Annotated in this window: 25 protein-coding genes; 5 read left to right on the top strand and 20 right to left on the bottom strand. The window is 67.0% G+C overall.

The window, feature by feature from the left end; all coding sequences use genetic code 11:
• Positions 1-23 precede the first annotated feature (23 nt).
• The 5 genes from fahA to ABIC90_RS12015 all read right to left on the bottom strand — a co-directional run bounded on the left by fahA (position 24) and on the right by ABIC90_RS12015 (position 5,572).
• On the bottom strand, positions 24-1,295 hold the full coding sequence (gene fahA / locus ABIC90_RS12035) for a fumarylacetoacetase (protein WP_354354344.1): 1,272 nt from the start codon (positions 1,293-1,295) through the stop codon (positions 24-26).
• Between the two features lie 31 nt (positions 1,296-1,326).
• Entirely contained in the window at positions 1,327-2,637 is a 1,311-nt protein-coding gene (gene hmgA, locus ABIC90_RS12030) for a homogentisate 1,2-dioxygenase (protein ID WP_354354343.1), read from the bottom strand.
• Between the two features lie 50 nt (positions 2,638-2,687).
• Positions 2,688-2,912: a DUF2783 domain-containing protein gene (locus ABIC90_RS12025; RefSeq protein WP_354354342.1), complete on the bottom strand. Its 225-nt coding sequence runs from the start codon at positions 2,910-2,912 to the stop codon at positions 2,688-2,690.
• The gene (locus tag ABIC90_RS12020) at positions 2,909-4,546 is read right to left on the bottom strand and encodes an FAD-dependent oxidoreductase (protein WP_354354341.1); all 1,638 of its coding nucleotides are present in this window, start codon (positions 4,544-4,546) and stop codon (positions 2,909-2,911) included. Before ABIC90_RS12020 ends, ABIC90_RS12025 begins: the two co-directional genes overlap by 4 nt.
• Positions 4,547-4,612: 66 nt before the next feature.
• Entirely contained in the window at positions 4,613-5,572 is a 960-nt protein-coding gene (locus ABIC90_RS12015) for an MBL fold metallo-hydrolase (RefSeq protein ID WP_354354340.1), read from the bottom strand.
• A gap of 141 nt (positions 5,573-5,713) precedes the next feature.
• On the opposite strand from ABIC90_RS12015, the gene ABIC90_RS12010 reads away from it, so the two are divergent.
• From ABIC90_RS12010 to ABIC90_RS12000, 3 genes are all read left to right on the top strand, one after another.
• Entirely contained in the window at positions 5,714-6,640 is a 927-nt protein-coding gene (locus tag ABIC90_RS12010; RefSeq protein ID WP_354354339.1) for an IclR family transcriptional regulator, read from the top strand.
• A gap of 137 nt (positions 6,641-6,777) precedes the next feature.
• Complete coding sequence (locus tag ABIC90_RS12005) at positions 6,778-7,521, top strand: Crp/Fnr family transcriptional regulator (protein WP_354354338.1); 744 nt, start codon at positions 6,778-6,780, stop codon at positions 7,519-7,521.
• The gene (locus tag ABIC90_RS12000; protein ID WP_354354337.1) at positions 7,518-8,276 is read left to right on the top strand and encodes a Crp/Fnr family transcriptional regulator; all 759 of its coding nucleotides are present in this window, start codon (positions 7,518-7,520) and stop codon (positions 8,274-8,276) included. The genes ABIC90_RS12005 and ABIC90_RS12000 overlap by 4 nt, the downstream gene beginning before the upstream one ends.
• A gap of 196 nt (positions 8,277-8,472) precedes the next feature.
• On the opposite strand, the gene ABIC90_RS11995 is transcribed toward ABIC90_RS12000, so the two are convergent.
• Positions 8,473-8,727, bottom strand: a complete 255-nt coding sequence (locus ABIC90_RS11995) for a hypothetical protein (protein ID WP_354354336.1) — start codon at positions 8,725-8,727, stop codon at positions 8,473-8,475.
• A 17-nt stretch (positions 8,728-8,744) separates the two neighbouring features.
• Positions 8,745-9,005 carry a hypothetical protein gene (locus ABIC90_RS11990; protein WP_354354335.1) on the bottom strand — a complete coding sequence of 87 codons (261 nt, stop codon included), beginning with the start codon at positions 9,003-9,005 and terminating at the stop codon, positions 8,745-8,747.
• A 238-nt stretch (positions 9,006-9,243) separates the two neighbouring features.
• Between ABIC90_RS11990 and ABIC90_RS11985 the strand changes: the two genes are divergently transcribed.
• Positions 9,244-9,960 (top strand): winged helix-turn-helix domain-containing protein, encoded by a 717-nt coding sequence (locus tag ABIC90_RS11985; protein ID WP_354354334.1) that lies wholly within the window; start codon positions 9,244-9,246, stop codon positions 9,958-9,960.
• Positions 9,961-9,984: 24 nt separating this feature from the next.
• On the opposite strand, the gene ABIC90_RS11980 is transcribed toward ABIC90_RS11985, so the two are convergent.
• The 6 genes from ABIC90_RS11980 to ABIC90_RS11955 all read right to left on the bottom strand — a co-directional run bounded on the left by ABIC90_RS11980 (position 9,985) and on the right by ABIC90_RS11955 (position 14,966).
• A complete protein-coding gene (locus ABIC90_RS11980) occupies positions 9,985-10,206 on the bottom strand; it encodes a hypothetical protein (protein ID WP_354354333.1) in 222 nt (73 codons plus the stop codon).
• Between the two features lie 54 nt (positions 10,207-10,260).
• Complete coding sequence (locus ABIC90_RS11975) at positions 10,261-10,938, bottom strand: ABC-type transport auxiliary lipoprotein family protein (RefSeq protein WP_354354332.1); 678 nt, start codon at positions 10,936-10,938, stop codon at positions 10,261-10,263.
• Between the two features lie 15 nt (positions 10,939-10,953).
• Positions 10,954-11,910 (bottom strand): MlaD family protein, encoded by a 957-nt coding sequence (locus tag ABIC90_RS11970; RefSeq protein ID WP_354354331.1) that lies wholly within the window; start codon positions 11,908-11,910, stop codon positions 10,954-10,956.
• An 18-nt stretch (positions 11,911-11,928) separates the two neighbouring features.
• Entirely contained in the window at positions 11,929-12,759 is an 831-nt protein-coding gene (locus ABIC90_RS11965; protein WP_354354330.1) for an ABC transporter ATP-binding protein, read from the bottom strand.
• A gap of 8 nt (positions 12,760-12,767) precedes the next feature.
• Positions 12,768-13,934, bottom strand: coding sequence for an MlaE family ABC transporter permease (locus ABIC90_RS11960; RefSeq protein ID WP_354354329.1), 1,167 nt, complete (start codon positions 13,932-13,934; stop codon positions 12,768-12,770).
• 129 nt (positions 13,935-14,063) lie between these two features.
• Positions 14,064-14,966 carry a LysR family transcriptional regulator gene (locus ABIC90_RS11955; RefSeq protein WP_354354328.1) on the bottom strand — a complete coding sequence of 301 codons (903 nt, stop codon included), beginning with the start codon at positions 14,964-14,966 and terminating at the stop codon, positions 14,064-14,066.
• A gap of 147 nt (positions 14,967-15,113) precedes the next feature.
• On the opposite strand from ABIC90_RS11955, the gene ABIC90_RS11950 reads away from it, so the two are divergent.
• Entirely contained in the window at positions 15,114-16,748 is a 1,635-nt protein-coding gene (locus tag ABIC90_RS11950) for a GMC family oxidoreductase (RefSeq protein WP_354354327.1), read from the top strand.
• 152 nt (positions 16,749-16,900) lie between these two features.
• Here ABIC90_RS11950 and ABIC90_RS11945 read toward each other — a convergent pair whose 3' ends face one another.
• The 7 genes from ABIC90_RS11945 to ABIC90_RS11915 are packed head-to-tail and all read right to left on the bottom strand — an operon-like array spanning position 16,901 to position 23,567.
• The gene (locus ABIC90_RS11945) at positions 16,901-17,974 is read right to left on the bottom strand and encodes an ABC transporter substrate-binding protein (protein WP_354354326.1); all 1,074 of its coding nucleotides are present in this window, start codon (positions 17,972-17,974) and stop codon (positions 16,901-16,903) included.
• 12 nt (positions 17,975-17,986) lie between these two features.
• Positions 17,987-19,132 (bottom strand): NAD(P)/FAD-dependent oxidoreductase, encoded by a 1,146-nt coding sequence (locus ABIC90_RS11940; RefSeq protein WP_354354325.1) that lies wholly within the window; start codon positions 19,130-19,132, stop codon positions 17,987-17,989.
• Complete coding sequence (locus ABIC90_RS11935) at positions 19,129-20,538, bottom strand: NAD(P)/FAD-dependent oxidoreductase (RefSeq protein ID WP_354354324.1); 1,410 nt, start codon at positions 20,536-20,538, stop codon at positions 19,129-19,131. Before ABIC90_RS11935 ends, ABIC90_RS11940 begins: the two co-directional genes overlap by 4 nt.
• Positions 20,535-20,840, bottom strand: a complete 306-nt coding sequence (locus tag ABIC90_RS11930; RefSeq protein WP_354354323.1) for a (2Fe-2S)-binding protein — start codon at positions 20,838-20,840, stop codon at positions 20,535-20,537. The genes ABIC90_RS11935 and ABIC90_RS11930 overlap by 4 nt, the downstream gene beginning before the upstream one ends.
• On the bottom strand, positions 20,841-21,635 hold the full coding sequence (locus ABIC90_RS11925; protein WP_354354322.1) for an ABC transporter permease: 795 nt from the start codon (positions 21,633-21,635) through the stop codon (positions 20,841-20,843).
• Positions 21,636-21,639: 4 nt separating this feature from the next.
• Positions 21,640-22,500: an ABC transporter permease gene (locus ABIC90_RS11920; RefSeq protein ID WP_354354321.1), complete on the bottom strand. Its 861-nt coding sequence runs from the start codon at positions 22,498-22,500 to the stop codon at positions 21,640-21,642.
• The gene (locus tag ABIC90_RS11915) at positions 22,497-23,567 is read right to left on the bottom strand and encodes an ABC transporter ATP-binding protein (RefSeq protein ID WP_354354320.1); all 1,071 of its coding nucleotides are present in this window, start codon (positions 23,565-23,567) and stop codon (positions 22,497-22,499) included. Before ABIC90_RS11915 ends, ABIC90_RS11920 begins: the two co-directional genes overlap by 4 nt.
• Between the last annotated feature and the right edge of the window lie 162 nt (positions 23,568-23,729).

Raw genomic sequence — 23,729 nt, 5'->3', positions numbered from 1 at the left:
CGGGAGAGTGGACAACACAGATCTCAGGCCACCACGGTGCCGCTGACTTCACCCAACCCGATACGCACCGCCCCCGCGCGCTCGCACCAGCCGCGCATGACCAGCGTGTCTCCGTCTTCCAGGAAGGTGCGCTTCTCGCCGTTCGGCAGCGTGATCGCCTGCTTGCCGCCCAGCGTCAGTTCCATCAGCGAACCGGCCTCGTCGGGCTTCGGGCCCGAGAGCGTGCCAGAGCCCAGCAGGTCGCCCGGCTGCAGGTTGCAGCCGTTCACCGTGTGGTGCGTGACCAGCTGCGCGGCGGTCCAGTAGGCGGCCTCGGTGGTGTTGCCGCGCGTGAGGCGCGCGGGCGCGATGCCTTCGGCGCGCATCTTCGCAGTCTGCAGCAGCACTTCGAGCGTGATGTCCAGCGCGCCGGCCTCGCGGTTCGACGGCGCATCCAGGTACGGCAGCGGCTGAGGATCTTCCGCGGGCCGCTCGAACCTGGCACGGAAAGGCGCCAGCGCCTCCATCGTCACGATCCACGGCGATAGCGTGCTCGCGAAGTTCTTCGCGAGGAACGGACCCAGCGGCTGGTATTCCCAGGCCTGCAGGTCGCGCGCCGACCAGTCGTTGAGCAGCGTCACGCCGAACAGATGGTCTTCGGCTTCGCCGATGGCGATGGGTTCGCCCAGCGCATTGCCACGGCCGACGAGGAAGCCCAGCTCCAGCTCGTAGTCCAGCCGCTTCGACGGGCCGAAGCTCGGCTCGGCGGCATCGGGCGCCTTGGTCTGGCCCTTCGGGCGCTTGAAGGTCTGCCCGCTCACGCCGATGGACGAGGCGCGGCCGTGGTAGCCGATGGGCACCCACTTGTAGTTGGGCATCAGCGGCTGGTCGGGGCGGAAGAGCTTGCCGATGGTGGTCGCGTGGTGAATGCCCGTGTAGAAGTCGGTGTAGTCGCCGATGCGGCAGGGCACGGTCATCTCCGCATTGGCCTGCGCCAGCAGCGCCTTCGACCATGCGGCCTGCCTGTCGCTGCCTTCGGCGAGGCCCGCGGAGATCGCGGCGCGCAGGGCCTGGCGGTCCTTTGCACTCGCGCTCATCAGCGCGTTCATGTCGTCGGTGTCGACGAGGCCCGCGGCCTTCAGGTCGAGCACCTGGTCGCCGATGGCGACACCGATGCGAAAAGCCTCGCTGCTGCCGGCGCTGCGAAAGCGGCCGAACGGCAGGTTCTGGATCGGGAAGTCGGTGCCGGCTTCGTTGGCCGAGGCGACCCAGCTGCGCAGCTTGGGGTCATGGGTGGCGTTCAGTGCGATGGTCATGGATGTCCTTGGGTTCCGGGTTCTGTGGGCCTCATGGCTTGAATTGATCCTTCAGGCCCGCCCAGCAGTCGGCGTAGTCGGTATCGAGCGCCGGGCTCCTGAGGGCGAAGTTCGTCGGAATGAAGCGGTAGCGGCTCTCGAACATGAAGGCCAGCGTGTTGTCCAGCTTGTGGGGCTTGAGGTCGGCGTGGGTGGCCTTGTCGAAGGCTTCCTCGTCGGGTCCGTGCGGCACCATGCAGTTGTGCAGGCTCGCGCCGCCGGGCTTGAAGCCGCCCGGCTTGGCGTCGTACTCGCCCAGCACCAGGCCCATGAATTCGCTCATCAGGTTGCGGTGGAACCACGGCGGGCGGAAGGTGTTCTCCATCACCATCCAGCGCGGCGGAAAGATCACGAAGTCGCAGTTGGCGGTGCCGGGCGTGTCGCTGGGCGAAGTCAGCACGGTGAAGATCGACGGGTCGGGATGGTCGAAGCTGATCGAGCCGATCACCATGAAATGCGCCGTGTCGTACTTCACCGGCACGAGGTTGCCGTGCCAGGCGACCACGTTGAAGGGCGACTGCCTGGCCGGTGCCTTCCAGAAGCGGCCGCCGAATTTCTTGACGATTTCGTAGGCGCCTTCTTCTTCCTCGAACGCCGCCACGGGGGCCTGGAAGTCCCGCGCATTGGCCAGGCCGTTGGAGCCGATGGGGCCCAGTTCGGGCAGGCGGAAATGCGCGCCGTAGTTCTCGCAGACGTAGCCGCGCGAGAGACCGTCCGGCAGCGCCACCTTGAAGGCCATGCCGCGCGGCAGCACCGCGATTTCCCCGGGCTTCACGTCGAGCACGCCGAGCTCGGTGGTGATGACCAGACGGCCCTGCTGCGGCACGAGCAGCATCTCGCCGTCGGCGTTGACGAAGGCGCGGCGCTCCATCGAGCGGCCCGCCAGGTACATGAGCGAGCCGATGCCCACCTGCGATTCGGCATCGCCGTTCGCCGCCATCGTGTGCATGCCGTCGACAAAGTCGGCTTCGGCCGCGCCGTCCAGCGGCATCGGGTGCCAGCGCATCGGCTCGGGCGGCAGCGCGATCTCGCGGTCGGCACCGGTGGTCCAGTGCGGCTGCGCATAGGGCTGGTAGCGGCCCGACACCACCGAAGGCTGGCGGCGGTACAGCCAGGTGCGGCGGTTCTCGTGGCGCGGCGCGGTGAAGGCGGTGCCCGAGAGCAGCTCGGTGTAGAGGTCGAAGGGCCCGCGCTGCGGGTTGTTGCGGCCTTGCGGCAGGGCGCCGGGCACGGCTTCGGAGGCATGCTCGTTGCCGAAGCCGCTCAGGTAGCGCCGGTCATTGTTGGCGGTGGCTGGGGTCATGGTGTTCGTTCGCTTTCGAAAAACGCGATGGAAGTGGGCGCTCAGCCGGCTCAGCCGGCTCGCGCGGCATCGAAGGCCTCGCGCAGCACGGCGAGCGAGCCGATGTGGTTGGCCAGCACGAGCACAAGGCGCGCGTTGAAGGCGTGGCTTTCCTCGGTGGCCATTCCCTGGTGCGCCTCGATGAGCGCTTCATAAAAATCGTCGGGCGCCTCCAGGTTCGGCGCGGCGATCAGTGGTGTGGGGTGTTGCTGCTGCTGTTGCATGGTGCTGCTCATGACTTTGCCAGTGCGCGGTCGACGGCGGCGCGAACCTTCGCCGCCGTGGGTTGCCGCCAGCGCGCGCACACGTGCTGGTCGGGCCGCAGGAGGTAGACGGTACCCGGTTGCGCGTCGTAGCGCTGCGCGGCGAGTTCCGCGCCGGCACTTGTGCCCTCCACGCGCACGACATGCAGCGGCGCGTCGCTCGCCGCCAGCGCCTGGAGGCTGCGCTCGGCCGCTTCGCCCTGGCCGAACACCAGCGCGGTGAACCGGTGCACATGGCAGGCGCGCAGCAACCAGCCGTCGCTGCCGTCGGCAAGCACCACCGGTGCGTCGGCGGCCGCGGCGCCCGGCACCATCGCGCTATCGAAGGCCTCGGCATCGGGCGTGTTGAGCGGCGAGTCGCGCAGCACCGTGGCCACCGACAGCCGCCCGCTGTTGACCAGCGCGCGCGCGAAGGCGTGGCGCTTCGTCAGCGCCAGCACTGCGTCGCGGAACAGGCGGCTCACCTCGCTCTTGGGCGTGATGAAATCGGTGGCGCGCGTGGAGTTGCGGATGTTCTCGTCGGCCGCGAATTCGCGCTCGCTGGCGTAGCTGTCGAGCAGCGCATCGGGCGCTTCGCCGCTGACCACGGCCGCCAGCTTCCAGGCCAGGTTGTCCGCGTCCTGCACGCCCGAATTGGCACCGCGCGCGCCGAAGGGCGACACGCCGTGCGCCGAGTCGCCCGCGAACAGCACGCGGCCATGCCGAAAGCGCTCCATGCGCTGGCAGGCGAAGGTGTAGACGCTGGCCCAGCCGATCTGGAACTGCACGTCGGCAAAGCCGATGCTGTCGAGCAGCGCGCGTACGCGCGGCGTGATGTTCTCGGGCTTGCGTTCTTCCACGGGGTCGGCGTCCCAGCCGAGCTGGAAGTCGATGCGCCACATGCCGTCGGCCTGCTTGTGCAGCAGCACGCTCTGGCCGGGGTGGAAGGAGGGGTCGAACCAGAAGCGGCGCTCGGTGGGCAGTTGCGCATCCATCGTGATGTCGGCGATCAAAAAGCGATCGCGGAACACGCGTCCCTTGGCCTCCTGGCCCAGCAGTTGCCGCAGGTTGGAGCGCGAGCCGTCGCAGGCGGCGACGTAGCCGGCTTGCAGCTGGTAGTCGCCATCGGGCGTTTCGATGGTGAGCACCGCGCCGTCGTCGCGCTGCGCGATGCCCGTCACCTTGTGGTTCCAGCGCAGGTCGATCAGCGGCAGCGTGGCCGCGCGTTCGACGAGGTAGCCCTCGACGTAGTACTGCTGCAGGTTGATGAAGGCCGGGCGCTCGTGGCCGGGCTCGGGCAGCAGGTCGAAGCGGTAGACCTGCTCGTCATGGAAGAACACCTTGCCCACGTTCCACGACACGCCCTTGTCGACCATGCGGTCGCCGCAGCCCAGGCGGTCGAAGACCTCCAGCGTGCGCTTGGCAAAGCAGATCGCGCGCGAGCCGCTGGAGAGGGTGTTGTCGTTGTCCAGCAGCACGACAGGAACCTGGCGCAGCGCGAGGTCGATGGCGAGCGTGAGGCCGACCGGCCCGGCGCCGACGATCACCACGGGGTGAGGGGCCGGGCTCGCTGCGTCCTGGTCGGGGTGGCGTTTGTAGTCGAAGCGCAGGCTTTGATAGTCGATCACGTTTGTCTCCGTGTCCTGGGTCTTGTCTTTTGCTCCCTCCCCCAGCGGGGGAGGGAGCAAGGCCGATCAGCCTTCCAGCGCCTTCCACATGTCGATGTCCCGCTGCGCCGTCCACACGCGCGGATCGGCATGGCCCGAAGCTTCGTCATACGCCCGGCTCACATCGAACGGCATGCAGTGGTCGAAGATCACCCACTGGCTGTACTTGGGCTTGAGCTTCGCGTAGGTGTCCTTGTAGACGGTGTTCAGGTCGCGGCCGGCCTTCACGCCTTCCTGCACGCTGGCATACACATCGGAGATGAAGTCGCGCGTGCCCGTGAGGCCCTCGGCCACGGCCTCCGGCGTGGTGAGCGCGGCGCCGCGGCCCGGCACCAGCGCGGCGGGCTTGAGCGCGGCGATGTTGTCCAGCGTCTGCGGCCAGTCCTGGAAGTAGGCGTCGCCGGCATAGGGCGTGGCGCCGAACTCCACCAGGTCGCCCGACAGCAGCGTGCGCTCTTGCGGCAGCCAGACGACGGTGTCGCCCTTGGTGTGGCCGCGGCCCAGCTGGATCAGCTGAACCTCGAGCTTGCCCAGCCACAGCGTCATCTTGCCGGTGAAGGTCATCGTGGGCCAGGTCAGGCCCGGGGGCACGGTCTCGACGTTCTGGAACAGGCGCGGGAAGCGGCCGATTTCGCTGGCCTTGTCTTCCTCGCCGCGCTCCACGATCAGGTCGCGCGTGTCCTGGCTCGCCAGGATGTGCTCTGCGCCGTAGCCCGCCGCGCCCAGCACGCGCACCGCGTGGTAGTGGGTGAGCACCACGTACTTGATGGGCTTGTCGGTCACTTCGCGGATGCGGCGCACCACGTCGGCGGCCATGGCGGGAGTGGCCTGGGTGTCGGCGACCAGCACGCAGTCGTCGCCGATCACGATGCCGGTGTTCGGGTCGCCCTCGGCGGTGTAGGCCCAGGCGTGCTCGGAGATCTGGCTGAAGGTGATCTTCTTTTCTTCCATGTCGGCTTGGCTGGCGAACTTCTTGGCTTGGCTCATCGTGTTGTCTCCGGTCTGTGGGGGTGGAAGGTGATTCGTCGGAATCGGATTCGTTGAAATTCGTTTAGAGCAAATGAATTCGCGGATGACGAATTTCTCGCAGTGTAGACCGCGAATCGGTTAATGTCTAATCCCTTCTCCATGAACGAACGATCGGCAGGCCTCGTGACCCAAGCGACCAAGGACTCCAGCCCCACCCCCGACACCCCCGAGAGCCCTGAGACCGACCGCGCCGCCCAGCGCGGCATCCAGAGCATCGAGGTCGGCGGCCAGCTGCTGCGCGCGCTGGTGCACCACGGCCGCCCGATGGCGCTGAAGGACCTGGCGCGCGAAGCCGACATGACGGCCGCCAAGGCGCATCCCTACATGGTGAGCTTCGGGCGGCTCGGGCTCATCGAGCAGGACCGCGCCAGCGGCCACTATCTGCTCGGGCCACTGGCCTTGCAACTGGGGCTCATCAGCCTGCAGCAGGCCGACCCGGTGCACATCGCCACCCCGCTGATCGGCACGCTGGCGCAGCAGACCGGGCACACGGTGGCGCTGGCGGTGTGGGGTGCGCGCGGCGCCACCATCGTCCGCACGGCCGAGTCGCCTTCGCCGGTGCACGTCAACATGCGGCACGGCACGGTGTTCTCGCTCACCAACACGGCCTCGGGCCGCATCTTCGCGGCGTACCTCGATGCTGACGCGGTGCGCCAACTGCTCGAGGAAGAGCGCCAGCGCCAGAAGCAACGCAAGGGCGCCGCCGAGCCCGCGCCGCCGGCCGGCATGCCGCCGGTGCAGCCGCTGCCTTCGTGGAGCGACTTCGAGCAGCAACTGAAGGAAGTGCGCGAACACGGCATCAGCCGCTCCGACGGCGAGGTGATCCAGGGCGTGAGCGCCATGGCCGCGCCGGTGTTCGACCACACCGGCGCCATCGTGCTTGCGGTGACCGCCATCGGCCCGGCCGGCATCTTCGACACGGCATGGGACGGCGAAATCTCGCGCGCACTGCGGGCTTGCGCAGGCACCGTATCGCAGCGCCTGGGCGCGAGCGCCGCGGGGCCTTCCGAGCTTCGAAAACCATAGCGGCGATCAGGGCCGGCGCCCCTTTCGCGCCGGTCCGGGTGGTACCCTCCGGCGCGCCGCCGCACAGGGTTTGCGATGCGGCGTTGGCGCGGGGGATCGATCCGATCGCCGCAATCGCAACCGGGCAGGAAAAGCAAGTGGCACCCAGCAGTTCCACGCCGAGTGACAAAGAGGTGATGGCGCGCACCCTGCGCAAGACGCGCGCCTTCGCCAATTGGTCGCCGATGGCACTGAGCCTGCTGCTGGCATCGTCCAGGTTGTGTTGGCATGCGCGCGGCGACTCGCTCTCGGCCCCGGCGAAGTCGCCCGAGATCTTCGTGATCGTGACGGGGCATGCGGTTCAGTTCGAGACATCGCCGCAAGGCATCCGGTTGCATTGGGCGCTTCGCGGCCCCGGACAGCTCCTGGGCTTCATCGGCATGCTGGCCTTCGAAGAAAGCCGCCGCGAATACGTTGCCAACGACGAGGTTGTCGCCGTTCACATGCCGGGCCAGCTGTTCTTCGACCTGCTCGACAGCGACCCCGGGCGCTGGAAAGACCTGGGGCGCATGCTGCTGCAGCAAGAGCGCGAGCAGATCGACCTGGTGTTGGGCCAGATCGTGGGCGAGCTGTCGCGCCGCCTGGCCAGCACCGTCAAGCAACTGGCCGCGCTCCACGGCATTCGCGCCAGCAGCGAAAGCGCCACCCACTTGCGATTGACGCAAAAGGACCTGGCAGGCTTGTTGCGCGTGAGCCGCCAATCCGTGAACAAGGAGCTGACCGCCTGGGACGCCGCCGGCGTGATCAAGCTGAAATTCAACGCGATCGTGATCCTCGATGAAGCTGCGCTGACAAGAATTTCCTGCGCCGCCGCGCTGTCCGACGGGGGACATGCGGCGTGACCGCCATTCGAAACACTGCCGCCGATACCGTGTCGATGGAAAACGCCTTGCGGATGAATCCGGCGTTCTCGCAGTGGCCCCGCGACGCTATGGCTCGGCTGCTCGCTTCTTCGAGAACAGGCCGCCATGCGGCCGGTACCGTTTTTCTGAACGAGCTGCGCGAGAAGACAGAGACTTTTCTCGTTGTTTCCGGGGAGGCGATGCTCACCCTGGTCTCCCGCGACGGCGATCAGTTCGACGTGATGATCTTAGGCCCCGGCATGCTGATGGGAATGGCGCAGATGTTCAGCGGACCGACGCGGGCCGCCCTCGCCTACAGGGCGCACTCCGATGTCGTGGCGATCCACATGCCGACCCGGTTGATCGTGGAAGCGCTCGATGAGCAGCCCGTGCTCTGGAAAGACATGATGTTCATGATGACGCGCCAGAGCGCGGCGCAAGTCCGCACGGTGAGCAGCCAGATCGCGGGTTCGCTGCGGCAGCGTGTGGCGGCAACCGTCGACCGGCTGGCCGCGCTTTACGGAACGAGCGTTGCGGGTGAATCTTGCGTTCGGCTGCGGGTATCGCAGGCAACCCTGGCCACGCTGCTGCAGGCGAACCGACAGGCGGTCCACAGGGAGCTCAAGGCCATCGCGGCCTCCGGCGCGATCGACCTGGCCTACAAGGCCATCGTGGTGAAGGACTTCGAAATGCTCAGGTGCCATGCGGTTGAAGCGCGTTCTGCAAGCAATGAGGGCGCGGCTGGCAGTTGGTAGACAGTCCGCCCTGAACAATCGCAGGTTGTGGCCTGCTTCGTACATCACAGCGTGTAGCGCGCGTGCAAGGTTTAGAGCTTGTTCCTGGCCTTTGTGCGCTGCGTCCAACCTCGTCAGAAACCGCAGCGAAACATCGTTCTACGCGGCATTCCAGCGCAAATTGCGCACCAGCTCCGAATAAAAATATTCCGCTATATCAGCGGATTAAATATTGTTTAGATTGGATGGCCGCGCAGGCAACCAAATTGGCCTGCAACACGGTGCTGTCCAAGGTGGATCGGCCTTGGAATTTGAATTTAATCGCTTCAAGAGCAGGGGTGCCGTATTTCCCATTTTTTGGCTTGCGGGTAGTTGAAGTTCGATAACACCGGCAGGCAAGCCATGTTTTCGGTGAATAAAAATCAAAATAAAGCAAAACAGAACTTGTTAAATTTCCAGCAATGGAAATCACTCGATTTGGCATTTTCCTCAGCTTGGATTGGCGATCAACTCGTGAAATATGTCACGACCATTCGCGAACGATGTGCTGGCGCCATCGACTTCAACACGCATGCTGCCGGCCGCCAAATCAATGCCCCACCAAGGTGCAGGTCGTGTATGGATCGCTGGCGGCCCAATCGCAAAAAAATACACATGGTTGAAAAGGATTGCATGCAAACATGTGCAATTGTTTTGGAAGGGCTGTAAATATTTCTTCCAGAAAGTCGCAATCTTGACATCTGAACCCATGCACTTTTTTGTAAGTGGATAGATTCCATCTGGCTGTCGGGTTGCTGCGACAAGGGAGGGGCGAAAGCGCCTGTCGCAGCGGGCGATGGGGATGCTTGTGAAGCGTTCGGACACCTTGGGTGCGATCAGGGGCGCGTTGAAACGGCCACGCAAGCGGCTACCGACAATCCGCGAATATTTTCAGAAAATTGCTTATATAAAGATAATGATTCCAAGAGAGTTGTGCGAATCGCCAGCGTTGGCTGACAAAGAAAAAATGCTTTTTGTGGCGTTGGTGGATGGGAATCTGGTGAGAAGAAATTCCTTGCGCCAGCAACTGGACGCCCTGGGTTGCGCATCGCTGATCTTCGATTCCCCGTGTGAGTTGATCGCGACGCAGCGCGATCTGGGGGCGGTGTGCTGCATGATCGTCGCGCTCCAGGGCGACGACATCCAATCGAAGATCCAGGCCGTCATGGAGAGGTACGACTCGCCGATGCTGCTGGTCACCTCCCAGGACAGCTATTCGACCCTGTCGTTGCTGGAGCAATCGTTCATCAATTCCAAGAAAGTCGACGTCATCCACGACTCCTGCAGCAGGCACGAACTGAATTGGCGGCTGCAGCTCCTGAAAAAGAACGCAAACAGCATTTCCGCCGGTGCCGGCTTTTTCAACTACGGCATCTACAGCTTCGACATCAAGAGACGGCAAGCCTGGGCGGGATCCGAAAAAATCCCCCTGCGGCCCCTGGAGTTCGAACTCGCGCTCGAGCTTTTCCGGAACATCAATTCGGTATTGACCAGGGAAAAGCTCTACGCCCTGCTCTGGAACGAGCCTTCGAGCTCGGTCAAATCGAGAAAGCTCGATGTCTGCATTTCCAATGTGCGAAAGAAAATGAACCTCGATGCAGACAGGGGTTTCCTGCTGAAGTCGATCTACGGCACAGGCTACGAATTGAGTTCGCTGTACTTCTGAACAGCGGCCCGGCGCAGCGGGCGATCAGCCTTTCTTGCCGCCCAGCAGCACCAGCGCACCGCCCACCACGATGGCCGCCACGCCGGCCCAGGCGGGGAAGTTGACGGTTTCCTGCTCCTTGACCGAGAACTCCAGCGGGCCGAGCTTGGCCTGGTGGGTCTCCTTGGTGAAGCTGAAGCTGCCGAGCGCGAGGGCCGCGACGCCCGCCACGATCAACAGGATGCCAACGATGCGTGTTGCGTTCATGGGTCGGTTCTCCTCGATGGTTGTTTGTTGCGGCGGACCGCGTTCGGCGGCAGCTTAGCGCTGCGGTTGAGTTTGCGGCTGCAATTGCAGCCGATCCATCCACTGCACCAGCTCGGCCACGGCCGTGTCGCTGGCCGCGACCAGCGCCTTCACGCCGCCAGGCGCATCGGCGCTGGGCGCGGGCCGGCGCACTGTGAAGGTCCTCTGGCCCAGCACGCGGTCGCCGCCGGGAGTGCCGCGGATCAGCGTGGCACGCAATCGCACCAGGCCCACGCTGCTGCTGGCCGAATCGAAGTAGTGGCTGAACTCGTCCAGCGAGATGCGCAGGGTGTCGGGCACCTCGCCTTTGCTTCGCGCAATGGTGGCGCTTTCTTCGGGGCCGAGCACGGTGCGGCGCTCGGCCAGCGTGTCGCGCAGGCGCTGGCGCAGCAGTTGCGCGGGTGGCTGGCTCCAGCGCGACTGCCCGTAGGGGCGCAGCTCGTTGGCGTCCGCGTACCCCAGGCGATAAAGGATCTGCGTGCCGTCCAGCCGGGTGTTGCTTTCGAACTCGGCCAATGCCAGGGTCGGCAGCGGCGCCGCTGCAGGCGCGGGCGCGGCGGCGACCAGCCCGGGGCCGAAGTCGTACAGCGCCGCGCGCGCGGGCTTGTCGGGCAGCGCGCCGCAGCCGGCAAGCACTGCGGCAAAGCCGATGCCCGCGAGAACCGCAGCGAGGGAGTGGGTGTTTGTCTTCATGCTCATCACCTTCGATCAAGGACGCGCGGCCGGCGCGGAGAAACCCGGCTCGCCCGGACCGGCCGCGGCGCCGCCGTTGCCGAACAGCAGCGATTGCGGGTTGTCGTTGATGCTGTCGGCCGCGCGGCCCAGCCGGCGCACCGCGCGCGAGGTGTCGTCGGCCACGCGGTTCACGCGCGGCAGCGTGGCGCTGTTGAACGAGTCCACCGCCTGCGCCAGCGCCTTGGTGCCGTCGCTCAGCCGCTCGACCGGGCCGTCGGCCGCATTCAGCCGGCCCACGGTGGTGTTGAAGTTGTTGGCCACGCGCGAGACGTCGCCCGCCGCCTTCTTCACCGAGCCCAGCGTCTCGGGCATCGCGGCCAGCGTCGGGTTCAGGCCGGTCTTGACGGTGGTGTCCAGCGTCTTGAGCAGCGTGTTGGCGCTGGACGAGGCGGCCGCGATGCTCTCCAGCGCGTCGGCCGCGCGCTTTTGGTTGGCGTCGCCCAGGAGTGCGTTGGCGCGCTTGGTCACTTCTTCCACCTGGTTCAGGATGGCCTCGCCGCGGTCCTGCAGCTGCGCCAGCATCGAGGGCTTGAGCGGAATGCGGGGCGGCTCGTCGTCGTTGGGCTTGAGGGCGACGTTCGATTCGCCCTTGTCGTCCAGCGCGATGAACGCCAGGCCGGTCACGCCCTGGTAGCTCAGCGTGGCAAAGCTCGAGGTGGTGAGCGGCACGCGCTCGTCGACCGTGATGCGCACCCGCACGTTGCCCTTGACCTTGGGGTCGAAGTCGATGGACGCCACCTTGCCCACCGCGATGCCGCGGTAGCGCACCATCGCCTGCGGCTGCAGGCCGCTGACCGCGTCGCGGGTGGACAGCTCATACACGTTGCGCACGGTGTTGTCGCGCGTGAACCAGATCAGAAGCGCCACCAGCACGGCGACCAGGCCGAGCACGAAGGCGCCTGCGGCGAGGGCATGGGCTTTGTTTTCCATGGGGTGTGTACCTACCTTTCAGCGCGCCGCGGCTTCGGGCCGAGGCGTGTGTTGTTGCGTGGCGGGCCTGTCGTGCAGCGCCTCCAGGGCGCGTTGCCCGCGCCCGCCCAGAAAGTATTCGTGGATGAAGGGATGCGGGTAGGCGATGACCTCGCGCGCCGTGCCGCTCACGATGACCTTCTGGTCGGCCAGCACCGCGATGCGGGTGCTCAGGTCGAACAGCGTGTCCAGGTCGTGCGTGACCATCACCACCGTCAGGCCCAGCTCGCGATGCAGGCCGCGCAGCAGGTTGCAGAAGCTGTCGGAGGCCTCGGGGTCCAGGCCGGCCGTGGGTTCATCGAGCAGCAGCAGCGGTGGGTCCATGATGAGCGCGCGCGCCAGCGCCACGCGCTTGATCATGCCGCCCGACAGGTCCGACGGGCTCTTGTTGGCATGCTGCGGCTCCAGCCCCACCATCTGCAGTTTCACGAGCGCCGCGTGGCGGATCAGCTCGTCGGGCAGCAGCTTCAGTTCGCGCAGCGGAAAGGCGATGTTCTCCAGCACGCTGAAGGCCGAGAACAGCGCGCCGTGCTGGAACAGCATGCCCACGTTGGCCGCGCCAGAGGCGCTGAGTTCGCCGGGCTGCTGCCCCAGCACCTCGACCACGCCGCGCGAGGGCTTCTCCAGCCCGAGCATCTGGCGCAGCAGCACCGTCTTGCCGGTGCCCGAGCCGCCCACCAGCGAGAGCACCTCGCCGCGGTCGATGTGCAGGTCGAGGTCGCGGTGCACCACCTGATCGCCGTCGGGGTTCTTGAACACCGTCCAGAGCTTGCGGATGTCGACGACGGTGGCGTCGGCGCTGTTGTTCATGGCGGTATTCATCCCCGGAACCCGATGCCCTTGAACAGCACCGCGAACAGCGCGTCCACCAGGATCACCGCGGTGATCGACGTCACCACCGACGAGGTGGTGCCGCGCCCCAGGCTCTCGGTGTTGGGCTTGACCTTCATGCCGAAGTAGCAGCCGATCAGCGCGATCAGGATGCCGAACACCGCCGACTTGGCCATCGCGAGCCACAGGTTGGCAATGGGCACCGCGCGCGGCAGCGCCGAAAGAAAGTACGCCGGAGAAATGTCGAGCGCCGCATCGGCCGCGAGCATGCCGCCCAGGAGCGCCGCCATCGAGGTCCAGAGGCTGATGAGCGGCATCGCGATCGCCAGCGCCAGCACGCGCGGCATCACCAGGCGAAAGCCGTGCGGGATGCCCATCACGCGCATCGCGTCGAGCTCTTCGGTCACCCGCATCACGCCGATCTGCGCGGTGATGGCCGATCCCGAGCGTCCCGCGATCAGCACGGCCGCCAGCACCGGCCCCAGCTCGCGCACCAGCGAGAGCCCGAGGATGTTGACCACGAAGGCTTCGGCGCCGTAGTTGCGCAGCTGCTGCGAGATCAGGTAGGCCAGCACCACGCCGATCAAGAGGCCCACCAGCGCCGTGATGTGCAGCGCCGTGGCGCCGAACTGATAAAGATGCCCCGAAAAATCGCGCCAGGGCGCGCGGTGCGGCGCGCGGATGAGCGTGCCGACGTCGATGGCCAACTGGCCGATCAGCCCCACGAAATCGCGCGCCACGACCATGGCGCGCGGCCCGTTGTGCGAGAACGCGCGCAGGCGGTCGGCCAGCGTCTTGGGCGGCTCCTCGGGCGTGGCGACGGTGTATTGCGCCACGTGATCGAGCACCGCCTTTTGCTGCGCTTCCATCTCCAGTGTGGCGGGCCATTCGTGGCGCCAGTGCTCCCACAGCAACTGGGCGCCGATGTGGTCCAGCTGTTCGATGGGGCGCAGGTCCCAGGCGCGGTCGTCGGCGGGCGGCGCGGCCGCGAGGCTCTTGGACAGCGCCTGCCAGGCGGGCAGCGACGACATCCCCAGCGCGGTCCAGCGGCCACTGGCCACCGTCCACTGCCGGCCTCCCTGCTCTTGTTGCGCTACACGCGGCGACACGCTGTCGGCGGCTTGGGCGTCGGCAGTCGAGGTGGCGGAGGGCATGGGCGGATGAGAAGGAAAGTAAACAAAAACTTGGGTTCCAGGGTTCGCGCATCGTAACCGCGTGCATCGGCAGCTCGTGTGCGCCGCACGCCTCATTCACGTAGGGCGGCGCGCTGCTTCAGCTGGCCTTCAGTTCCAGGCCTTGACCATGGCATCCCAGGCGCTGGCGATCACGGGCTCGTCGCGCCGGGCCGCCAGCGAGACGAAACGCAGTGCGCAGTCCAGCTGCACCCGGTCGGCCATCACCAGGCCATGGGCCTGGCATTCGCGGATCGCAATCGAGTCGCGCACCAGGCTCAGGCCAATGCCGGACTTCAGCAGGTCCAGCATCGAGGCCTCCTGGTCGACCAGCGCCACGCGCCGCGGGGTCAGCCCCAGCGGCGTGAACACCCGCTCCAGCATCCGGTGGTGCGCCGATTCGGGCGGTGTTGCGAGCCAGGGCAGGGCGGCCAGCGCCTTCCAGTCGCGGCCCAGCACCTGCGGGCCCCAGCCGGCGGGCGCAACCACGCGGTAGGTGAAGCGGGCGAGCGTGCGTACCGAGAGCGTGGCGTTCTCGCGGTCGTCCTCGCCCGGGTCCAGGTGAAAGCCCACGTCCAGGTCGCCGCGCAGCAACTGGGCGAGCACGCTGCCGCTCATGCCGTGGCGCAGCTCGGTCTCGATCTGCGGCGCGGCCTCGACCAGCTCGCGCAGGAACACGCCCAGCCGCGTGAACTCGGGGTCGAGGATGGTGCCGATGCGCAGCGCCCCGCGCACCGTGCCCTGGAGCTTGCGCGCCGCCTGCTGCAGGTCGCCCACGGCGGCCAGCACCCGCTCTGCCTGCGGCAGCATCGCCGCCCCGTCGGCCGTGAGCGCCAGGCCGTGCGGTGTGCGGGTGAAGAGCACCAGCCCGGTCTCCTCGGCCAGTCGCTTGAGCTGCAGGCTCACCGCGGGCTGCGTGAGGTGCAGCCGCTCGGCCGCGCGCGAGACGTTGCCCTCCCTCGCCGCGAGAACGAAGGCGCGCAGAATCTGCAGGTCGATGGCGGCGGTGGTCATATAAGTTCGATTTATAAGCCAATGGCGCCGAAATCATTGGCCTTTGCTTCGAAGAGCAGGCTAAATTGCCGCCCGGAGATCGCATCAGGCCCATGAATCTCTGAAATACCGCGCGCAAGACACAGACATCCGGAAAAAACAAGAACCATGCGAGACAACGACAACACCTTCGACTACATCATCATCGGCGCCGGCACCGCGGGCTCGCTCATCGCCAACCGCCTGAGCGCCGACAAGAAAAAACGCGTGCTGCTCATCGAAGCCGGCCGCCGGGACGACTACCACTGGATCCACATCCCGGTCGGTTATCTCTACTGCATCGGCAACCCGCGCACCGACTGGCTCTACAACACCGAGCCCGATGCGGGCCTCAACGGCCGCGCCCTGCGCTATCCGCGCGGCAAGACGCTGGGCGGTTGCTCCAGCATCAACGGCATGATCTACATGCGCGGCCAGTCGCGCGACTACGACCAGTGGGCCCAGCTCACCGGCGACGACGACTGGCGCTGGCAGAACGTGCTGCCGGCCTTCAAGAAGCACGAAGACTTCTACCTCGGCGCCGACGAGATGCACGGCGCGGGCGGCGAGTGGCGCGTCGAGAAGCAACGCCTGCGCTGGGACATCCTCGACGCGTTCGCCGATGCCGCCGTGCAGGCCGGCGTGCCGCACACCACCGACTTCAACCGCGGCAGCAACGAAGGCGTGGGCTACTTCCAGGTCAACCAGAAGAACGGCTGGCGCTGGAACACCGCCAAGGCGTTCCTGCGGCCCACCTGCTACGGCCGTCCCAATTTCGAGCTGTGGACCGGCGCGCAGGTCTCGCGCCTGCTGTTCGAAACGCAGGAAGACGGCACCCGACGCTGCACCGGCGCCGAGGTGTGGAACGGTTCCGAGATGACCACCGCGCGCGCCGAGCGCGAAGTGATCCTCTGCGCGGGCGCCATCGGCTCGCCGCAGATCCTGCAGCTCTCGGGCGTCGGCCCGGCCGACTTGCTGCGCCAGCACGGCATCGACGTGGTGCTCGATGCGCCCGGCGTCGGCGCCAACCTGCAGGACCATCTGCAGATCCGCGCGGTCTACAAGATCGACGGCGCGCCCACGCTCAATGTGCTCGCATCGTCGATGGTCGGCAAGGCGAAGATCGGGCTTGAGTATTTGCTGAAACGCAGCGGCCCGATGAGCATGGCGCCCTCTCAGCTGGGCGCCTTCACGCGAAGCTCCGACGCCTACGAATGGCCGAACCTCGAGTACCACGTGCAGCCGCTGTCGCTCGATGCCTTCGGCGATCCGCTGCACAGCTTTCCGGCCTTTACCGCGAGCGTGTGCAACCTCAACCCGACCAGCCGGGGCTCGGTGCGCATCAAGAGCAAGCGCTTCGAAGACGCGCCCGCCATCGCGCCCAACTACCTGAGCACCGACGAAGACCGCAAGGTCGCGGCCGACTCGCTGCGCGTGACCCGCCGCATCGCCGCGCAGCCCGCGCTTGCGAAGTACAAGCCCGAGGAGTGGAAGCCCGGCGTGCAGTACCAGTCCGACGAAGACCTAGCGCGCCTGGCCGGCGACATCGCCACCACCATCTTCCATCCGGTCGGCACCACGAAGATGGGCGCCGACGGCGACCCGATGGCGGTGCTCGATGCGAAGCTGCGCGTGCGCGGCATCCAGGGCCTGCGGGTGGTCGATGCGGGCGCGATGCCGACGATCACGAGCGGCAACACCAACAGCCCCACGCTGATGATGGCGGAGAAGGCCGCGGGCTGGATCGTCGAAGCCAACCGCTGAGGCGGAGCCGGCAGCGCGGCGTCGGCTTGCTCCCTCCCCCTCTGGGGGAGGGCTGGGGTGGGGGCACGCGGCCTTTGCACAAGCAGCGCCTTCCCCGGCGCCGCGAGCCCCCATCCCAACCTTCCCCCGGAAGGGGAAGGAGCAAGGCAGGCTCAGCGTTCAATCGTCTTGTTCCAGCGCGAATTCCACGCCGGCCGGTTCGCATTGATGCTTTCCCAGTCGATGGTGATCGCGGTCTTCATCCACTTGTTGACGTCCGCCACCTGCGTCGCGCCTTCGCCCACGGCGGGCGCCTTCGGGTTGGTCGGGATCTGCGCGCCGTACTGAAGCACGTTGGCCTGCGCGAGCGGGCTCAGCAAAAACTCGGCGAGCTTTTGCGAGAGCTCGGGCTCGCTGTTGTTGGCGATCACGCACTGGCCCACCATCAGCACCACCGCGCCTTCCTTGGGCGGCGCGTACTCGACCGGAATGCCCTTGGTCTTGAGCGCGGCCACCGCCGTGGGCGTGAGCGGGAAGATCGCCGCCTCGCCGGTCTGCACCATCTCCGAGAGCTTGGCCGAGCTGGGGATGTACTCCAGCACGTTGGGCCCGATGGTGGTGGGCCAGGCCTTGAAGCCGGGTTCCACGTTCTTGTCGTTGCCGCCCTGGATGCGGTTGAACATCAGGAAGCCGTGCAGTCCGAACGAAGACGACGACATCGACTGGAACACCACCTTGCCCTTGAACTTGGGATCGGCCAGGTCCATCCACGAGGTGGGCGCGGCCCAGCCCTTTTCCTTGAACATCTTGGTGTTGTAGGCCAGGCCCGTCATGCCAAGGCTCACGCCACTGGCCATGTCGCCCTTGAAGCGCGCAGCCGGGTAGATGTCGTTGAGCGAGGGGTTGGGCCGCTGCTTCTCGCACAGGCCCATGCCGATGGCGCGCACCATGATGCCGTCGTCCAGGAACATCACATGCATCTGCGGGCGGTCCTTGTTGGCCTGCGCCTTCGCCAGGATGTCCGACGAGGTGCCGGGCACCACCACCACCTTGGCGCCGTAGAGCTTCTCGAAGGCCGGGAACACGTACTGTGTGTATGCCTTCTCCATGGTGCCGCCGTTCATGCCGATGTAGAGCGTCTTGGTCTGCGCGCCCGCGGTGGCGCCGGCTGCCAGCACCGCAACGGCCGCCGCACCCTGCAAGGTCCGGCGAAGTGAGAAGAAGCAGATCTTCTGGAAACGGGACATGGTATTTTCCTTTCAGGGTGAGGGGATGGATTCGTTGTCTTGCACAAGAAAGCGGTCGATGGAGAAAGCGTCGATCGGCGTGCTGCTGCGTCCGTCGCGCACCAGCTCGGCCAGCACCTCGCCGGCGCCGGGACCGATCTGGAAGCCCGCACCCGAGAAGCCGAAGCCGTGAAAGAGGCCGGGCGTGGTGCGGCTGGGGCCGAGCACTGGCTGGCGGTCGGGCAAATAGCCCTCGGTGCCGCTCCAGCTGCGAATGAAATGCGCCTGGCGCAGCGCGGGCAACAGCTCGATGGCCTGCGCCGCGAGCATGGCGATGGCATCGCTGCCGGCGCGCGCGCGGTCGGCATCGACCGCGATGCCCGCGCCGCCGCCGAGCACCAGATTGCCCCGCGCCACCTGCCGGCCGTAGATGCCGCCGCCCTCTACACCGAGGCTCCAATCCATGAAATGCGGCACCGGCTCGGTCACCACCATCACGGGGTTGCCCGAGCGCAGCGGCACGGCTTCGTCGAACTCGGCGGCGATGGGGCCGGACCATGCGCCCGCGCAGTTGAGCAGCACCGGCGCATGCACTTCGAGCGCATGGCCCGAGCGCAGCATGAACATCGCGCCGTCGTGCATCACCTCGTCGACCTGGTGGCGCTCGAAGATCTGCGCGCCCGCGCGCTGCGCCGCGAGCGCGAAGGCGGGCGACACCAGCCGGGGATTGGCCTGCCCGTCTTCCACGCAGAGCGAACCGCCCACCGCGCGCGGGCCGAGCCAGGGGCAGCGCTCGCGCAGGCGGGCGGCGGAGATCAATTCCAGGCCCAGATCGAAGTCCAGGCTCTGCGCGCGGTAGCGTTCCAGCGAGGCCATGTCGGCTTCGCTGCGCGCGATCTTGAAGTGGCCCGAGCGCAGGTACTCGCCGTCGGTGCCGATCAGCGATGGCAGGCGGCCCCAGATGCGGTGCGCGCGTTGTGCAAGCGGCAACTGGCTCAGCGGCCGCCCCTGGCGCCGCACGCCGCCGAAGTTCACGCCGCTGGAGCGCGAGCCGCAGAGGTCGCGCTCCAGCAGCGCGACGCCGATGCCCATCTGCCGCAGCGCGAGCGCGGCCGACGCGCCGACGATGCCGCCACCGACGATGGCGACATCGGTGCGCAGCGTCTTGATCGAGCTCACGCGCCTGCTCCTTCGGTGGCCGCGTGGGAGACCAGGTCAATCGGAATCGGCTTGATCGGCGCCTGACCGCGCAGCCGGCCCACCTGCTGCAAAGGCTGACCGGTGGCGTGCGCGAGGATCTCCGCAGCCGCCACGCCGCACATGCGGCCCTGGCAGCGGCCCATGCCGACGCGCGACAGGGCCTTCAGACGGTTCATCTCGTCGGCGCCGTTGACGGCGACGGTCTGGCGCAGCGTGCCGGCCGTGATGTTCTCGCAGCGGCAGACGACGAGATCGTCGGACGCGTTCGCGGCCCAGTCCTGCGGGAGCGGAAAGGCGCGTTCCAGCCCGCGCCTGAAACCCGTGAGCCCTTGAAGCTTGCGTTCGAGCGCATCGGCGCGCGAGGCATCGACGGCCACGCCCCGGTCCGCAAGCAGCGCGAGGGCGGCGCGTTCGCCAGCCCACTCGGCGGCATCGGCGCCCATGATGCCGGCTCCATCACCCGCGAGGTACACGCCTTCGACGCTGGAGCGGCCAGCGGCATCGCGCACCGGCAGATGGGCACGGTGCATCGGCGCGAACTCGAAGCGGCAGCCGAGCAGGTCGGCCAGTTGGGTTTCGGAGCGCAGTGCGTAGCCGAAGCCGACGGCGTCGCAGGCCAGCGTGCGTTCTTCACGGCCGTCGTGCCATGCAACGCCGGTGACGCGGCATGCGCCGTCATCGCCGATCACGCGCAGCGGACGCACGCCGCTGTGCAGCGGCACACCGTGCGCACGCAGCCACGCGACGAAATACACGCCCTTCGCGAACACGGCGGGCTGGCGCAGCATCGCGGGCGTCGCGGCGATCTGGTCTGCAAGGCGCGCGGTGTCGAGCACGGCCGCGACCTTCGCGCCGGCCTTCGCGTACTGGTAGGCCACGAGGTACAGCAGCGGCCCCGTGCCCATGAACACCACGCGCTCGCCGATGGCGCAGCCCTGGAACTTGAGCGCCACCTGCGCGCCGCCCAGCGTGTAGACGCCGGGCAGGGTCCAGCCCGGCACGGGCAGCACGCGGTCGGTCGCGCCCGTCGCGACGATCAACGCGCCGTGCGGCAGACGCGTCGTGGTGCGCGTCGGGTTGTGCAGCACGTCGAGCACGCCGCCTTGCGCGTTCCACACGAGACTGTCGGGGCGGTAGTCGATGCGATCGCGCAAGGCATCGAAGGCCTCGTGCACCGCGTTCGCACGCGATGCTTCGAAACCGTAGAGCGTGGCCGCGGTGCGCTGGATGAAATTGGCGGGCGGGCGGCGGTAGATCTGGCCACCGGCGCGCGAGGCCTCGTCGATCACGATGGGCCGCAAGCCGTGCGCCACCAGCGCCTCTGCCGCACGCACGCCGGCCGGCCCGGCGCCGACGATCACGGGTCGAAGCTCGGCATCCGTCATGCGCCGCTCCGCCCGGTGACAAGCGCCATGCCTGGCGCGATGAAGGTGGCGCAGGCGCGCAGGCGCTCGCCTTCGGCGGTGGCGATCCAGCAGTCCTGGCAGGCGCCCATCATGCAGAAGCCGGCGCGCGGCGTGTCGCTGAATTCGTTGCGGCGCAACTGGCTGGCCTGCGTGAGCACGGCGGTGAGCACCGTGTCGCCTGCGAGCGCCGAGGCCGGCTCGCCATCGAGCGTGAAGGCCACCGCAGCTCGGCCGGTTTCGGCCACGCGATGCAGCAGTGCGCGGGATGCGTTCGATGTCATCTACTTGCGCCCCACCAGCACGCGGTCCAGCCCGTAGAGCCGGTCCAGGATCACCATCGCCACCGCGGTCACCGCCACCATCAGCGCCGAGACTGCCGCCATCAGCGGATCGATCGACTCGGTCGCATACATGTACATGCGCACCGGCAGCGTCACCGTGCTGGGCGAGGTCACGAAGATCGACATCGTCACTTCATCGAAGCTGTTGATGAAGGCGAGCATCCAGCCGCCGGTGACACCCGGCAGGATCATCGGCAGCGTGATGCGCCGGAACACCGTCGCCTGGCTCGCGCCGAGCGAAAGCGCGGCCTGCTCGGCGCTGCGGTCGAAGCCCACGAGCGCGGCCACCACGAGGCGCAGCGTGTAGGGCGTGACGATCAGCGCATGCGCCATCACCAGCCAGCCGAAGCTGCCCGTGCCGCCCACCAGCGCGAACAGGCGCAGCAGCGCCACGCCCAGCACCAGGTGCGGAATGATCAGCGGCGACAGGAACAGCGCGTTGAGGAAGTCGCGCCCCGCAAACTCGTAACGCGTGATCGCCAGGCCCGCCGGCACCGCCAGCAGCGTGGCGATGGTGGCCGAGGCCAGCGCGAGCCACAGGCTGTTCCAGAACGACTGCATGAAGTCCGGGTGCGCGAACACCGCGGCAAACCAGCGCAGCGAGAAGCTGGTGGTCGGAATGGTCAGCGTGTTTTCGGGCGTGAACGCGACGATGCACACCACCAGCAGCGGCGCCAGCATGAAGGTGATGACCAGCGCGTTGAACGCGAGGGCGAAGGGGCCGTTCTTGCTCATATGGTCACCCGAGCGCTTTCTTGTAGCGGCCTTCGATGAGGCGGTTGTAGCTGAGCATGACGATAAGGTTCGCGGCGAGCAGCGTGAGGGCAATCGCAGCTCCGAGCGGCCAGTTCAGTTCGCTCAGGTACTCGTCGTACACCACCGTCGCAACCATCTTCAGGCGGCGCCCGCCGAGCAGCCCCGGAATCGCGAACGAACTCGCGGCCAGGCCGAACACGATCAGGCTGCCCGAGAGGATGCCCGGCATCACCTGCGGCAAGACGATGCGCCGCAACGTGGTGAACGGCGAGGCCTTGAGTGAGAGCGCCGCGTTCTCGACACCGGGGTCCAGCTTCTGCAGCGAGGTCCACACCGGGATCACCATGAAGGGCAGCATCACGTGGACCAGCGCGACGATCACCGCGATCTCGGTGTAGAGCATCTTCACCGGCCCGATGCCCACGAGGCCGAGCAGCGAATTGACCGCACCCTCGGGGCCGAGCAGCATGCTCCAGCCGAAGGCGCGCACCACCACCGACACCAGCAGCGGCGCGAGCACCACCAGCAGCAGGATCGAGCGCCACGGGTTGCGCATGCGGCTGAGCACGTAGGCCTCGGGGGCGCCGATGACGATGCAGATCAGCGTGACCAGCGCCGAGATCCAGAAGGTGCGCCAGAAGATGCCGTGGTAGTACGAGTCGGTGAACACATGCGCGTAGTGGTCGAGCGTGAACTCGCCGGCCTTCGGCCCGGTGGCGGGGTCGTACACGTTGAACGACAGCACCGCGGTGAGCAACAGCGGCACCAGCAGCAGCGCAATGAAGAGCAGCAGCGCCGGGCCTGACAGCCACCACGGCGCGGCCTTGTTCTTGATGCCGCTCATGCCGCAACCGCTTCCTCGGCTGGCAACAGGCGCGTGCAGTGCGCGGGCCAGTCGATGCCCACGGCATGGCCTTCGTCCAGCGCATCGCGGCCGTCGTTGGGGCTCAGCACCATCAGGTCGCCAGCGGGCGTGCCCACGCGGTAGAGCCACTGGCTGCCGAGGAAGAAGCGCTCCTGCACTGTGCCGTCGAGCCGGCCGCGGCCGGCGGCAACCAGCTGGAGTTTTTCAGGCCGCACGCTCATGAGCACCGCGGCGCCCGGCTTGAAGCCGTCTTCGTCCACCTGCACAACGAGCGGCCCGACCTCGACCTTGCAACTGCCGGTGCTGCAGGCGGTGACGCGGCCGTTCAGCAGGTTGGCCTTGCCCACGAAGGTGGAGATGAAGCGCGTGCTCGGATGCTCGTACACGCGGTGCGGATGGTCGATCTGCGTGGCGCAGCCGCCTTCCATCACCACCACGCGGTCGCTGATGGACATGGCCTCGCTCTGGTCGTGCGTGACCATCACCGTGGTGGTGCCGACCTTGCGCTGGATCTGGCGCAGCTCGAACTGCATCTCTTCGCGCAGCTTGGCGTCGAGGTTGGAGAGGGGCTCGTCGAGCAGCAGCACCGGCGGTTCGATGACCAGTGCGCGGGCAAGCGCCACGCGCTGCCGCTGACCGCCCGAGAGCTCGCGCGGGTAGCGCGTGGCGTGCGGCTCCAGGTGCACCAGCGCCAGCGCCTGCTTCACGCGTTCGGCGCGCTCGGCCTTGGGCATCTTGCGCATCTCCAGGCCGAAGCTCACGTTGTCGGTCACCGTCATGTGCGGAAAGAGCGCGTAGCTCTGGAACACGATGCCCAGGCCGCGCGTGTTGGCCTTGGCATGGGTGATGTCCTTGCCCGCGAGTTCGATGCGGCCGCTGCTCACGGCCTCGAAGCCCGCAATCATCTGCAGCGTGGTGGTCTTGCCGCAGCCCGAGGGGCCGAGCAGCGAGACGAACTCGCCCTTTTCGACCGTGAGGTTCATGGCCGACACCGCGCGGGTGCTGCCGTAGAACTTGGTCACGTCGGTAAGCCGTAGGAATGACATGGAAGCGCCTTTCGTGGGGGCAGGAAAGCGGCGTGCGACGCATTGGTGCAGGCCGTGGACCGCTGGGTACTTTCAATTCACTCTATTGCAACGATTGCGCCAGATCGCCTCGGGTATTCCATTAATCAGAATATTTCTCTGATTTATTCCGTTGATTGGAAT

It is taken from the genome of Variovorax boronicumulans, from assembly GCF_040544675.1.
In the GTDB taxonomy this organism is placed as follows: Bacteria; Pseudomonadota; Gammaproteobacteria; order Burkholderiales; family Burkholderiaceae_C; genus Variovorax; species Variovorax boronicumulans_D.
This window is presented reverse-complemented; position numbering and strand designations above follow the sequence as displayed.

Excerpts from the sequence above, each read along its gene's own strand:
- ABIC90_RS11945 (WP_354354326.1), bottom strand. The coding sequence starts at position 17,974 with ATGTCCCGTTTCCAGAAGATCTGCTTCTTCTCACTTCGCCGGACCTTG.
- ABIC90_RS11955 (WP_354354328.1), bottom strand. The coding sequence starts at position 14,966 with ATGACCACCGCCGCCATCGACCTGCAGATTCTGCGCGCCTTCGTTCTC.
- ABIC90_RS11930 (WP_354354323.1), bottom strand. The coding sequence starts at position 20,840 with ATGACATCGAACGCATCCCGCGCACTGCTGCATCGCGTGGCCGAAACC.
- ABIC90_RS11975 (WP_354354332.1), bottom strand. The coding sequence starts at position 10,938 with ATGAAGACAAACACCCACTCCCTCGCTGCGGTTCTCGCGGGCATCGGC.
- hmgA (WP_354354343.1), bottom strand. The coding sequence starts at position 2,637 with ATGACCCCAGCCACCGCCAACAATGACCGGCGCTACCTGAGCGGCTTC.
- ABIC90_RS11915 (WP_354354320.1), bottom strand. The coding sequence starts at position 23,567 with ATGTCATTCCTACGGCTTACCGACGTGACCAAGTTCTACGGCAGCACC.
- ABIC90_RS11950 (WP_354354327.1), top strand. The coding sequence starts at position 15,114 with ATGCGAGACAACGACAACACCTTCGACTACATCATCATCGGCGCCGGC.
- ABIC90_RS11960 (WP_354354329.1), bottom strand. The coding sequence starts at position 13,934 with ATGCCCTCCGCCACCTCGACTGCCGACGCCCAAGCCGCCGACAGCGTG.
- ABIC90_RS11925 (WP_354354322.1), bottom strand. The coding sequence starts at position 21,635 with ATGAGCAAGAACGGCCCCTTCGCCCTCGCGTTCAACGCGCTGGTCATC.
- fahA (WP_354354344.1), bottom strand. The coding sequence starts at position 1,295 with ATGACCATCGCACTGAACGCCACCCATGACCCCAAGCTGCGCAGCTGG.
- ABIC90_RS11935 (WP_354354324.1), bottom strand. The coding sequence starts at position 20,538 with ATGACGGATGCCGAGCTTCGACCCGTGATCGTCGGCGCCGGGCCGGCC.
- ABIC90_RS11965 (WP_354354330.1), bottom strand. The coding sequence starts at position 12,759 with ATGAACAACAGCGCCGACGCCACCGTCGTCGACATCCGCAAGCTCTGG.
- ABIC90_RS12025 (WP_354354342.1), bottom strand. The coding sequence starts at position 2,912 with ATGAGCAGCACCATGCAACAGCAGCAGCAACACCCCACACCACTGATC.
- ABIC90_RS11970 (WP_354354331.1), bottom strand. The coding sequence starts at position 11,910 with ATGGAAAACAAAGCCCATGCCCTCGCCGCAGGCGCCTTCGTGCTCGGC.
- ABIC90_RS12010 (WP_354354339.1), top strand. The coding sequence starts at position 5,714 with ATGAACGAACGATCGGCAGGCCTCGTGACCCAAGCGACCAAGGACTCC.
- ABIC90_RS12015 (WP_354354340.1), bottom strand. The coding sequence starts at position 5,572 with ATGAGCCAAGCCAAGAAGTTCGCCAGCCAAGCCGACATGGAAGAAAAG.
- ABIC90_RS11920 (WP_354354321.1), bottom strand. The coding sequence starts at position 22,500 with ATGAGCGGCATCAAGAACAAGGCCGCGCCGTGGTGGCTGTCAGGCCCG.
- ABIC90_RS11980 (WP_354354333.1), bottom strand. The coding sequence starts at position 10,206 with ATGAACGCAACACGCATCGTTGGCATCCTGTTGATCGTGGCGGGCGTC.
- ABIC90_RS11990 (WP_354354335.1), bottom strand. The coding sequence starts at position 9,005 with ATGGGTTCAGATGTCAAGATTGCGACTTTCTGGAAGAAATATTTACAG.